Below are 12,119 nucleotides of genomic sequence, written 5' to 3' on the forward strand. Positions count from 1 at the left end.
GATCCAACAAGGACAGGATATTTGTTTAAGGGCTGGTACAGCTAATTAGATGAAAATTACGAGCCAGTACTCTGGGATTTTGATAACAACACTGTAGCAGCGAACATGTCTTTGTGGGCATCATGGAAAGAAGAAAGTGACGGCAGCAATAACAGTGGGGGAAATAGCGGAGAAGGAAATAGCAGCAGCGGAGGAAACAACACAGAAGGAAATAACAGCGGAAGTGGAAACAACACGGAAGGAAATAACAGCAATAGCGGAAATAGCAGCGGCGGCGGAAACAGCAAAGGAGATGGCGGAAGAAATGAGACTACCACTGCGGGCAAATCTGACAAAAAAGGTGATGCCTATGGTAGCAGTGAAAGTGTAGACATTGATGAACGGGAAGTACCTAAATCTTCTGATACTTCTAATAATAGTGAAAATTTATATATTGTTAAGCAGGAAGTGCCTAAAGATGGAATGGCTAATTTGCCAAAAATGGGAGAGGATTGCACATTTCAAATCTTGCACGCAGCATTAACTCTTATATCATTATTTGTAATTTTCGCGTGCCTGATATATAGAAAGAAAACTATTTAAGTATGAAGAAACGGTAAGGAAGATGGCAGAAAGAAAATCTTCTTACCGTTTTTCTTCGGTAGGAACCAAGAAAAAGGGTGAAAATGTAAGCCTTCGTGTTTACATAGCAAAAAACCGTTAGCGATTTGCATACGGTTTTTTGCTGCTGTAATCATTATTTCTTTTTGACAGGATAGCAAACCTCGGTTACTAATTCATCAGGGTTCTGAGTTTGAGCAGGGCTGACATGATAGATACAGAACATAACTCCGTTAAATTCATAACCATTGTCATTTACCCAATTAGCCACCGCATGATTTACAGTGGTGAGCTGCTCGTAGCTGCCCTTGTAGGTTGCTGAAGCAATCTCCACCGCAGGCATGGTTTTAAACACAACGTGTTCAGTATCCTGATAACTCCCTTTTACTGTGATTTGAATTTCCACATCCACGTCGCGATCCTTAAACCCCTCGTCATGGAAGATGGCAAGGCTGCAGCAATTGTCAGCTTGCTGAAGCTGCAGCGGAGCTGTTTCTGTCATCATAAGGTTCCACAGGATACCTTCCTGGTCGTAGGCGGGAATCACCTTGCGTACACTGGCAACAAGGCGCTCCGGAAGATTCTTTAATGTAACATTGTAATTCATAGCGGTATCATCCTTTCTCAGCCGTTTGATGGCTGTGTCAAGGAGCAGTAAACGGCGGCCTGTTTCTTCGGCTTCCGCCAGAACTTCAGCCTGCTTCACCGCCAGAAAATCAGCCAATGCCTGGGGGTTATCGTAGTTCTTCAGGATTTCCCCAATTGGAACAAGGCCAAACCCCATATCCTTGAGGGCTATGATTCTGCCTGCAATCGGCAGTTGATCCTCCCCATAGTAACGATAGCCGGTAAAACTATCCGTGGTTTTAGGCACTAGCAGACCGATCTCATCGTAATGTCGAAGCATACGTATACTGATCCTTGATAGTTTTGAAAAATCACCTATTTTCAGCATTTTTATTTCCTCACATATATGTGTTTTTTGAGCTCAAATACAGTATAGAGTATACCATAATGTGAGAGTCAATGGGGATTTTTAGATTATTTTATACACCAAAGCCCTAATTCACTACGTAGGTTAGGAAATTCCGAAAGGAAACCGTGAATTAAACGAAATAAACAAGATAAGCCGGGGTCATGGTATTAAGACCCCGGTTTTTGGTTCTAAATACCAAAAGAAAGATTAAGGGAAAGTGCATGGTGATGGGGAATGCTTCCTCTCAATGAATGATCAGGAAAACTGCATGGATACCGTATTTAGCCATCTATATGATTCCCTGACACTACCGTACATGCAGAATCGCAGTTACAAAGGAAAAAATGTGCTATAATAGGATTCAAATAAAATTTCAGGAGGAGTACCTATGGGGTATAAAGTACTGGTAGCGGATGATGAGTATATCATTCGTCGGGGCATTATCAGCTTTTTAAGACAATACGGTGATTTTGAGTTGGCAGCAGAAGCAGAGGATGGAGATATGGCGTTGGAACTGTCAAAAGACGTCTCTCCGGATGTTTATTTTGTTGATATTAATATGCCATTTCTTAATGGTCTTCAATTCATAAAAAGCTTAAAGGAAATAAACCCCAGGGCTGTGGTAGTGATCATCACCGGGTATGACCGGTTTGAATATGCCAGAGAAGCGCTGAAGCTGGGGGTCTTTGAGTATCTTCTCAAACCTCTGATGGAAGGTCCTTTTGATGAGATGATGCAGCGGGTCCGGGAAAGATTGCAGAGAGAGGCGAGTGAAGATAAATATCTTGATTGGGCGAAGAGTATGCTCGCACAAAATCGTACTTATCTTGCCTCTAACTTTTTGCAGAGAGCTTTGGAAGGGCATTATACAAGAGAAGAGATCAGGGAACGTTCTCAGTACTTAAATCTGCTGCTCCCGGAACCGTTTACAATTACGGTTGTTTCCCTGGAATATCAGAAAATGGAAGATGTAAAAAGCACCTGGAATGAAGATCTGCTGTTTTTTGTTGCTGAGAATATTGCAAATGAAATGTTTCAGGGGCTGGTGAACCCAAACAGCTGCCAGGACCGGCATGGAAATCTGGTGGTGATCTCAAAAACTGTGGCACCGGAGATTGCAGAGGAGCAGTCGGAGGCCTACTGCAAAATGCTGGAATCCCGATTGCCGGTGCGCAGCGTAGTAATACAGGTGAACGGAGATGATTACGGATCCTTAGCTGAGACCTATGAAACGGCCGTCAGCCGGTTGAAGGAGCTGGAAACCGGTTCCTCGGTGATTAAGGATGTGAAGCTCTACATCGAGGACAACTATTCACGGGAGGACTTTTCCTTTCAGGATGCGGCGGGTCATGTGAATCTGTCTGTTCCCCATTTAAGCAGGATGTTCCGCAAAGAGATGGGAGTCACCTTTATAGATTACTTAACCAGCGTCAGGATCCGCAAGGCAATAGAGCTATTACATAACGGCGAATTGAAGATTTACGAAATTGCGGAGCTTACCGGGTATGCAAACCAGCATTATTTCAGCAATGTATTTAAAAAAAATTTAGGGGTCAGCCCTGCGGAATACCGGAGGTTAATTAAAAAGGATAACCAAATCTCTGCCATGCAATGATTTTATACCTTTTACTCAAATTATTGCAAAGACTTTCTCTCCTCCTTCCGGCATAATAAACGTATCGTTAAAACAAAAAAGGAGGATCATCAAAATGAAAAAAAGATTTTTAAGCGTGTTGTTATGCGCTTCCATGGCAGCGGTTTCTTTAGCCGCCTGCAGCAGCGGAGCCAGCAGTCCGACTGCAACCACAGCTGCTCCCCAGACTACGGCTGCACAGGCTGAGACCACAGCAAAGGCAGAGGAGACCACAGCGAAAACTACCGACGCATCAGGAGAAAAGCTGGTAGTCGGCTTTGCCCAGATCGGTCAGGAGTCCGGATGGCGTGACGCAGAAACCCTTTCCATTCAGACATATGCGTCTGAGAATGGAGATAAGGTGGAGCTTCTTTTTGCCGACGCGCAGCAGAAGCAGGAAAATCAGATTAAAGCAATCAAGAACTTCATCGAACAGGGTGTAGATGTTATTGGACTTGCACCTGTCGTAGAAACCGGATGGGATCAGGTATTTGCTGAGGCAAAAGAGGCAGGGATTCCGATTATCCTTCTGGACCGCAGAGCGGATGTCAGCGAAGACTTATACGCAACCTTTATCGGCTCTGACTTCATTGAGGAAGGCAAGATGGCTGCAAAGGAAATGGCAAAGCTGATCGGGGAAAATGGAAAAATTGTTGAGTTGGAAGGAACCGTAGGCGCTTCTGCAGCAACTGACCGTAAAACCGGATTTGATGATGAGATAAAAGCAAGCTATCCAGGTATTGAAATCGTGGCTTCCCAGACCGGTGATTTCACCAGAGCCCAGGGAAAAGAGGTTATGGAGTCTTTCTTAAAATCCAATAAGGATATCAAAGGTGTTTATGCACACAACGATGATATGGCGCTTGGAGCAATCGAGGCAATCAAAGAAGCCGGACTAAAGCCGGGCGAAGACATCAAGATCGTTTCCATCGACGGTGTCCGCGGAATCTTTGAAGCAATGGCAGCCGGGGAGGCAAACTGTACCGTAGAGTGTAATCCGCTGCTTGGACCGCTTTTATTTGAAACGGCGGCAAAGCTGAAGGCAGGACAGTCTGTTGATAAATGGGTGAAATCGGTAGATGGCGTATTTACCGCTGATATGGCAGCGAAGGTACTTCCGGACCGCAAATATTAAACCGCGGGGTTGTTGCAAAAGTATATCATTATTTTTGCAGCAGCCCTTTTAATATCAGAGGAAATGCCCTCTTAATAGGAAAGCGAGGAGGAAACACCATGAGTGCTGGGAATCAGCTTTTGACAGCGAGAAATATATCCAAGGCCTTTGGGAAAGCGGTTATTGCTTTGGCTGATGTGCAGTTTGATTTGAATCGGGGTGAAATACATGCCTTGTTGGGGGAAAACGGTGCGGGAAAATCAACTCTCATTAAAGTGCTGACCGGAGTGGAGGCAAAGGATCAGGGAGTCATTGAACTGGATGGAAGACAGATCAATCCGAGATCCACACAGGAAGCGCAAAACGAAGGAATTTCTACGGTTTACCAGGAAGTCAATCTTTGTCCTAATCTTTCCGTAGCGGAAAATATTTATATTGGGCGGGAACCGAGAAACCGGTTTGGTACAATTAATTGGAAAAAAATCAATGCCGATGCCAGTGAGCTGCTGGAAAAATTTGATTTACATATAAACGTTACAAAGAATCTGGATCATTACTCTGTTGCAATCCAGCAGATGGTGGCTATTGCAAGGGCCAGCGATATTGATGCTAAGGTTCTGATCCTGGATGAACCCACCAGCAGCCTTTCCTCCGCCGAGGTCGAAAAGCTGTTTCAAATCATGAGGAAGCTCCGTGAGGAAGGTATGGGGATTATTTTTGTTACACATTTTCTGGATCAGGTTTATGAAGTTACTGACAGGATCACCGTACTTCGGAACGGAAAATATGTGGGAACTTATTTGACGAAGGAGCTGCCCAGAGTAGAACTGGTGGGAAAAATGATAGGTAAGGATTACGCTGGGCTTAAGGAATCCATGAGCGCAAAACGGCCGGAGGAAGGAGAGGGACAGGAGAAAGAGACTTTTATTGAGCTTATGAATGTCAGCAGCCCCGGAACGGTTAAGGGATTTGAGCTTAAAGTAAAAAAAGGAGAGGTCCTTGGTTTTTCCGGTCTTTTAGGATCAGGACGTTCAGAAACGGCCAAGGTTTTATTTGGAATAGATCCCATCAGTGAAGGAGAAGTAAAGATAAAGAGTGAGGCGGTTCCCCTCCATTCCCCTTTGGACGCAATCCGAACCGGAATCGCTTTCTGTCCGGAAAACCGAAAGACAGAGGGAATTATCAGCGAGCTTTCTATCTGGGAAAATATCATACTTGCCCTACAGGTGAAAAAGGGGATCTTCCGTAAGATTTCCAGGAAAGAAGCAGAAGAGCTGGCAAAGGAGTATATTGAAAAGCTGCAAATCAAAACACCGGGAACTGAACAGTTAATTAAAAATTTAAGCGGCGGAAACCAGCAAAAGGTAATTCTCGCCAGATGGCTTGCTACGGAGCCGGAATTTTTGATGCTTGATGAACCGACCAGGGGAATTGACATCGGAACAAAGGCGGAGATTCAGAAAATCGTCATGGATCTTGCAGGAAGAGGGATGGCAGTGCTCTTCATATCATCGGAAATTGATGAGATGCTCCGCTGCTGCACCAGGATGATCGTGCTCCGGGATATGAAGCAGGTAGGAGAGCTAAACGGAAAAGAAATATCGGAAGAAGCAATCATGCACATTATGGCTGGAGGTGAAGCGTCATGAGAGAAATCTGGAATCGTTTGTCAGGAAAACAGTATTTCCGCCCCCTCATCATTTTTATCATGATTCTGCTCTTTAACGGTATTGTCAGCAAGGGTGATTTTTTCATGCTCTCCATCGTGGATGGGCACTTATACGGACGTATTATTGATATTGTAAGAAATGGAAGCAAGCTCATGATACTGGCGGCCGGCATGACCATGATACTGGCAACAGGAGGGACCGATATTTCCGTAGGCTCGATTATGGCGATCAGCGGAGCCATTGCCTGCAGCATTGTAAACGGGAATATTTTTCCGTCATTAAATGGGAATGTTGCCGCTGCAATCGTTTTCGCAATCCTTGCAGGAACCGCCAGCGGCATCTGGAACGGCTTTTTAGTGGCCAAAATAAAGATTCAGCCAATTGTTGCAACCATGATTTTAATGGTGGCGGGAAGAGGAATTGCACAGCTGATCACCAGGGGAAAGATCGTTACGATTACCTCGGATGCCTATTATTTTATCAATGGGGGCTATATTTTCGGGCTTCCCTTCCCCCTGTTTATTGTGCTCCTTCTAGTTGGTTTTTTGATTCTGTTTACAGGAAGAACGGCATTTGGCCTTTTTTTGGAATCTGTGGGCTGCAATCCGACTGCCTCTAAGTATGTTGGGATTAAGGTTGACCGGATGCTGCTGGCAATCTATACGCTTTCTGGAGCCTTTGCTGCCGTGGCCGGTTTGATTGAAAGTGCGGGAATCAAAGGCGCGGACTGCAACAATGCGGGGCTGGGGATTGAAATGGATGCCATTCTTGCCGTAGCAATTGGAGGTACCAACTTAATGGGCGGGCGTTTTTCCATTTCAGCCAGCGTGATAGGAGCATTGATTGTACAGAGCATCACGACAACGGTACTGGCGCTGGGAGTTCCGGCGGCCTATATCCGTGTGTTAAAGGCATTGCTGATTATTATCATCTGTCTGTCGCAGTCAAAGCAGTTTAAGGATCTGGTCATCAGGCGCAAAATGATAAACAGAAAGGTGGTTGGTAACTGATGGAGCAGACGGGAAAAAGAAAAAGGTTACAGATTAATAATATTTCACTGGTTATCACCATTGTGCTGTTTGTCCTGATGTTTCTGTTTGGTTCTGTAAAGTACAATAACTTTTTATCTCTATCAACATTTTTAAATCTCTTTAATGATAATGCATATCTGATGATAGCGGCAATCGGAGCTACTTTTGTATTAATAAGCGGAGGAATCGATATTTCCATCGCGTCTACCATAGCATTTACCGGCGTAGGCTCCGCTTACTTACTGGAACGGGGAGTTCCGGCATTTCTGGTAATAATTCTGATGCTTCTTGCAGGAATCATCGTAGGCTGTACCCAAGGAGCCCTGATTCATTACTTTAAGCTTCAGCCGTTCATCGTGACTTTGGCAGGCCAGTTTTTAATGAGAGGGCTTTGCGTTGTGATCAGTGAACGTTCCATTCCCATCAGCGACCCGTTTTTTAAGACCATGGCACTTGGAAAAGTAGCGGTACGTCTGGGAGAAGCAAAGGCGTGGAACGGGAAAATTTATTATTATGTATTTATCCTTCTGATTGTTTTTGCGGTTGCGGTCTATACCCTGAGATATACGAAATTTGGAAGGTGTTTATATGCGCTGGGAGGCGGTGAAACGTCTGCAAGCCTCATGGGACTAAATGTTGCAAGAACGAAAATCGCGGCGTACGGGATCAGCAGCTTTTGTGCAGCTCTCGGAGGAATCGTGTTCAGTTTTTATACTCTGGCAGGATTCGGCCTTCAAAATTTGGGCCTGGAACTGGATGCGCTTTCATCTGCTGTGATCGGCGGCACCCTGCTTACCGGAGGCGTAGGAACTGTGGCGGGTACGGTTGTGGGCGTTATGATAGAAGGAATTATCCAGACAATCGTTACCTATCAGAATTTAAATACCTGGTGGACGAAAGTTACCATTGCGGCCCTTCTCTGCTTCTTTATCGTCATTCAGAGAATCATAGCAATCCGCGCGGAAAAATCAAAGGGGAAGAACGGGCAATAAATCATATAATGCAGTTGTAAGTGTTTATTAACTTCGGTATACTGGATAGGGTAGGATGTGTGATATGAAAATAGGAGTGAGAGCAATGAAATATTGGAAGAAAAGATTCATGGATATGAAAATTCGTGATAAAATGATCAATTCTCATATTTTTATTGCCCTCATTCCTTTCTGCTTTGTGGGAATTTTGGGGATTATCAGCTCAACCAGAGAGGCGGAGCGCAATGTGACCCAGCATACGTCTTTGCTGGTGGGACAGGTACAGCATACTACGGATATCTACATAAGCAGTATTGAAAAGACTGCGAATATGCTGATCCGCATAATTGAGCCAATGCATCTTAATAAGATACCTTCCGCTGAGGACAGCCGCTGGAATGAGTACGAAACAGCCCTGAAAAACAGCTTTGAGACGGTGGCGGATACTCACGATGAAATTGCGGGCATTTTTTTTGCAACCGAGCATGATATGTATGTGGGAACCGGGATGTCCAGAATCTCCCGGGACCCGTTTGTCAAAGAGGTCTGGTATGAAAAAGCCGCGGCATCTCCCGGTGAAATGCAAATAATCAGTAATGTTACCGGAAGGAATATTGTTACGGAGGCCGCTTACAGCATTGATGATGTATTTTCAGTGATGAAAGCAGTCATAGACCCGGAGACAGGAGAGAGAGTGGGCGTATTGCTGTTTGATGTAAAGCATGAAATTATTTCCTCTGCCATCCAGGATGCGAACATCGGTGAGAATGGATTCGTATTCGTCCTGGACGAACAGAATCATTTAGTATATGCGCCAACCAATAAAATCGTCTACCGCATCCGCCCGGAATGGCTTTGGAATGAAGAAGAGCCTGTAACCGCGGTTATCAATGGGGAAAAATATCAGATTAGCTATCAAAGATCCGCCTATACCGATTGGAAAACTGTCAGCGTTTCATCCTACCGGGAAATCATGGGCGGAATAAATACTATGCTGTTCATGTTTGGCTGGGTTCTGGTTTTAACAATTCTCACGGTATTTATTGTAGCAGTAAAAATTTCGGAAACAGTCACAAAACCCATTGTCAGGCTTCGCAATCTGATGAAGGAGACGGAAAAAGGCAATTTATCCGTTCGGTTTGAAGGAAATTATTTGGATGAAGTCAGCGAGCTTGGCCGCCGGTTCAACCAGATGCTGGAGCGGATACAAGAACTGATGGAAGAGGTTTATAAGGAACAGGAAAACAAACGGAAAGCACAGCTTAAGGCAGTTCAGGAACAGTTTAAACCGCATTTTTTATACAATACCCTGGACACCATAGGCTGGATGGCGAGAGAACATTCCGCTTATGATATTGTTCATCTTGTAGATGCCCTTACCAATGTATTCCGAATCAGCTTAAGCAAGGGAAAAGATTATATTACCATTGAAGAAGAAATCCGTTATATTTCTAATTATCTCTACATACAGAAAATCCGTTATGGACCTAAGGTGCAGTATGAAATTCAGGCAGAGGAAGACTGCATGAAGGTGATTCTGCCGAAAATGATCCTACAGCCTCTGGTGGAGAACTCCATTTACCATGGGGTAAAGATGAAGAACGGGGACGGGCATTTAAAGGTCACCGGAAGGATGGAAGATGATTGGGTGAGCCTGGAAGTGTGGGATGACGGAAAAGGTATGGAAGAAGAAAAGGTTTGGGAGTTATCCAGATTGTTAAATGAGCCGGGTGAAGCCGGCAAAAACAGAAGCTTTGGATTGTTTTATATTAAGGAACGGCTGCGCATCCGGTATGGAGAGCAGTTTAAAGTATTAGTGGAAAGCAAAGAGGGGCAGGGGACGCGTATTGTTATACGAATTCCGAAAGAAATTCAGTGTGATCTTGAAAAAGGGTAAAATGGAAAAAAGAACGAAATTACTTATGATATTACTGATAATGGTATTTGTCTTTTTGGGATACCGTATTTATAACGGGGCGATTACTAAAACGGTTTATAAAAGTGATGTGGAATATGTGATCGGCGTTTCTCAGGCAAACATGCGGGAGGCGTGGAGGGTCGCACTGATTCATGAGATCCAGGAGGAGGCAGGAAAGTATCCCAATATCAGGATTGTTACGGCGGATGCAACCTCCAGCGTAGAGAAGCAGGAAAAAGATGTTGACAGGCTTCTGGACTATGGCATTGATCTTTTGATTATTTCTCCCTGTGATTCCAGCCGTCTGACAAAGAAGGTCGGAGATGTATATCAGGAAGGAGTACCTGTCATTGTTATGGACCGAAGCGTGGAAGGCTTTGATTATAACCTGTTTATCGGCCCGGATAATAACCTGATCGGAAAACAGGGCGGAGAATGTGCGGTCCAGCTGCTGGGATACGGAAAGGGGAAGATTCTGGAGCTTCGTGCAACTGCCGGTTCCCTTCAGAGCGAGGAACGAAGCGATGGTTTTGATTCTGTGATCAGGGATTATCATGACATAGAAAAGACTGTCTGTGATTTAAAAAATGACATGAAGGATCCGGCTTATGATGCGGTTTATGCCATGGAAGAAGAACTGAAAGGCGTTTCCCTTATATTTGCCAACAATGATTCCGTGGCCTTTGGAGCTTACGAGGCCCTAAAGGACAGGAATCTGGCTGAGAAGATAAAGGTCATCGGATGCGACGGTTTTACCGGAGAAAACGAAGGGGTGGATTTGGTAAGAAAAGGAAAGCTAGCGGCAACGATTTCCTGCCCCACAGGAGGAAGAGAGGCAGTACAGTATGCGATGAATATACTGCGCAAGGAAAGTGGTGTTCCCAAGCAGGTGATTTTAAGAAGCCATACGATCTATCCCCAAAATGCCGGTGAATATCTGGCAGCTCTTGACAGAGAAAGTATCGACGATGGAAGGAAAATTACAGTAGGGTATTCCCAGGTAGGACAGGAGAGTAAGTGGCGGCTTGCCAATACCCGCTCAATTCAGGATGCAGCCAGGGAGTTTAACATGGAACTTCTCTTTGACAGTGCAGATCAGTCTCAAAAAAAGCAGATTGAAGCGATCCGCAGGTTTATTAAGGAGAAGGTAGATGTAATCGTAGTTTCTCCGGTAGTCGAAACCGGATGGGATGCGGTCCTGAAAGAGGCAAAGGAAGCCAATATTCCTGTAGTAATGTCCGACCGGAGAATAGAGGCAGGAGATGATTTGACAACCACTTATATCGGTGCTGATTTTTTAGAAGAAGGGCGAAGAGCCATGCGCTGGCTGAAAGAACATGTAAAACCAGAGCAGGGGATTGTTCGTATTTTAGAGCTTCAGGGAAGTGAAGGCGCGACACCTACGGAAGAGAGAAAGAAAGGATTTTTTGAAATATTGGAGGAAAATCCCCAGTACCAGATTGTATATACGGATTATGGTGATTTTACTTATGAGGGAGGAAAACAGGTTGTTGAGGAATACATAAACAGCCACACCTGGGATGTGGATATTATCTACTCCCACAACGACGATATGGCCCTTGGAGCGATTAAAGCATTGGAGGCGCATGGATTGAAACCGGGGAAGGATATAACGATTGTTTCTGTGGATGCGACGAAAGAAGCGTTTCAGGCGATGATAGACGGCAAGCTGAACTGTGCGGTGGAATGCAGCCCGCTTTTAGGTCCTCCGCTTATGAAGGCGATCCGGGATATGATTGCAGGGAAGGAAATGCCTCTTCGGATTATAACAGAAGAAAAGGTGTACGATCAGTCGGATGCGGAAACAGTTATAAAGACCAGGGAATATTAAGGATACTTTTCTGAGCTGCAACTTTTACCATTAGTCCTTTAAGATCCTTTGCCGCATCCGGTTGATGGATGATGGCGCTTGTTTGCAATTATAGAAAAGTTTATAAAAAAGTACTTGATTATTTGCCAAAAGTATAGTACTATAATTGTGCGAATTGATTTACCAATTTGCACAATTAAAAAGCAGAAGTGGCGGAATTGGCAGACGCGCACGGTTCAGGTCCGTGTGGTAGCAATACCTTGAGGGTTCAAGTCCCTTCTTCTGCATCGTGATGTTTAAATGTCCTGTGGAAAATACCGCAGGACATTTTGTTTTATCATTAAAAGCAAAAAGCCAGGGTGCCGCAAAATAGTG

Annotated in this window: 10 protein-coding genes and 1 tRNA gene; 10 read left to right on the forward strand and 1 reads right to left on the reverse strand. The window is 44.6% G+C overall.

Annotation, left to right across the window (positions count from 1 at the left end; translation table 11 throughout):
- On the forward strand, positions 1-45 hold a 45-nt coding region (locus AC27IJ_RS13615; RefSeq protein ID WP_487149380.1), incomplete at its 5' end, for a hypothetical protein.
- A 91-nt stretch (positions 46-136) separates the two neighbouring features.
- Positions 137-370 (forward strand): hypothetical protein, encoded by a 234-nt coding sequence (locus AC27IJ_RS13620; RefSeq protein WP_487149342.1) that lies wholly within the window; start codon positions 137-139, stop codon positions 368-370.
- Between the two features lie 366 nt (positions 371-736).
- Here AC27IJ_RS13620 and AC27IJ_RS13625 read toward each other — a convergent pair whose 3' ends face one another.
- On the reverse strand, positions 737-1,555 hold the full coding sequence (locus AC27IJ_RS13625) for a MerR family transcriptional regulator (RefSeq protein WP_313260040.1): 819 nt from the start codon (positions 1,553-1,555) through the stop codon (positions 737-739).
- 409 nt (positions 1,556-1,964) lie between these two features.
- On the opposite strand from AC27IJ_RS13625, the gene AC27IJ_RS13630 reads away from it, so the two are divergent.
- The 8 genes from AC27IJ_RS13630 (at position 1,965) to AC27IJ_RS13665 (ending at position 12,031) form a co-directional block, all read left to right on the forward strand.
- The gene (locus AC27IJ_RS13630; protein ID WP_487149344.1) at positions 1,965-3,191 is read left to right on the forward strand and encodes a response regulator transcription factor; all 1,227 of its coding nucleotides are present in this window, start codon (positions 1,965-1,967) and stop codon (positions 3,189-3,191) included.
- A 94-nt stretch (positions 3,192-3,285) separates the two neighbouring features.
- Positions 3,286-4,344 carry a substrate-binding domain-containing protein gene (locus AC27IJ_RS13635; protein WP_313260042.1) on the forward strand — a complete coding sequence of 353 codons (1,059 nt, stop codon included), beginning with the start codon at positions 3,286-3,288 and terminating at the stop codon, positions 4,342-4,344.
- Between the two features lie 98 nt (positions 4,345-4,442).
- Complete coding sequence (locus AC27IJ_RS13640) at positions 4,443-5,972, forward strand: sugar ABC transporter ATP-binding protein (RefSeq protein ID WP_487149347.1); 1,530 nt, start codon at positions 4,443-4,445, stop codon at positions 5,970-5,972.
- The gene (locus tag AC27IJ_RS13645; RefSeq protein WP_487149349.1) at positions 5,969-7,003 is read left to right on the forward strand and encodes an ABC transporter permease; all 1,035 of its coding nucleotides are present in this window, start codon (positions 5,969-5,971) and stop codon (positions 7,001-7,003) included. The genes AC27IJ_RS13640 and AC27IJ_RS13645 overlap by 4 nt, the downstream gene beginning before the upstream one ends.
- Positions 7,003-8,016 (forward strand): galactofuranose ABC transporter, permease protein YjfF, encoded by a 1,014-nt coding sequence (gene yjfF, locus AC27IJ_RS13650; protein ID WP_487149351.1) that lies wholly within the window; start codon positions 7,003-7,005, stop codon positions 8,014-8,016. The genes AC27IJ_RS13645 and yjfF overlap by 1 nt, the downstream gene beginning before the upstream one ends.
- An 85-nt stretch (positions 8,017-8,101) precedes the next feature.
- Positions 8,102-9,892 carry a cache domain-containing sensor histidine kinase gene (locus AC27IJ_RS13655; RefSeq protein ID WP_312446578.1) on the forward strand — a complete coding sequence of 597 codons (1,791 nt, stop codon included), beginning with the start codon at positions 8,102-8,104 and terminating at the stop codon, positions 9,890-9,892.
- Between the two features lie 25 nt (positions 9,893-9,917).
- The gene (locus tag AC27IJ_RS13660; RefSeq protein WP_487149353.1) at positions 9,918-11,765 is read left to right on the forward strand and encodes a substrate-binding domain-containing protein; all 1,848 of its coding nucleotides are present in this window, start codon (positions 9,918-9,920) and stop codon (positions 11,763-11,765) included.
- 182 nt (positions 11,766-11,947) lie between these two features.
- Positions 11,948-12,031: transfer RNA gene (locus AC27IJ_RS13665), tRNA-Leu, on the forward strand.
- Positions 12,032-12,119 lie beyond the last annotated feature (88 nt).

The sequence above is a fragment of the Lacrimispora sp. YZC11 genome, from assembly GCF_057543815.1.

Bases quoted from the DNA above. Each gene is read 5' to 3' on its own strand.
- yjfF (WP_487149351.1), top strand. From the start codon at position 7,003: ATGGAGCAGACGGGAAAAAGAAAAAGGTTACAGATTAATAATATTTCA.
- AC27IJ_RS13645 (WP_487149349.1), top strand. From the start codon at position 5,969: ATGAGAGAAATCTGGAATCGTTTGTCAGGAAAACAGTATTTCCGCCCC.
- AC27IJ_RS13655 (WP_312446578.1), top strand. From the start codon at position 8,102: ATGAAATATTGGAAGAAAAGATTCATGGATATGAAAATTCGTGATAAA.
- AC27IJ_RS13640 (WP_487149347.1), top strand. From the start codon at position 4,443: ATGAGTGCTGGGAATCAGCTTTTGACAGCGAGAAATATATCCAAGGCC.
- AC27IJ_RS13660 (WP_487149353.1), top strand. From the start codon at position 9,918: ATGATATTACTGATAATGGTATTTGTCTTTTTGGGATACCGTATTTAT.
- AC27IJ_RS13625 (WP_313260040.1), bottom strand. From the start codon at position 1,555: ATGCTGAAAATAGGTGATTTTTCAAAACTATCAAGGATCAGTATACGT.
- AC27IJ_RS13630 (WP_487149344.1), top strand. From the start codon at position 1,965: ATGGGGTATAAAGTACTGGTAGCGGATGATGAGTATATCATTCGTCGG.
- AC27IJ_RS13635 (WP_313260042.1), top strand. From the start codon at position 3,286: ATGAAAAAAAGATTTTTAAGCGTGTTGTTATGCGCTTCCATGGCAGCG.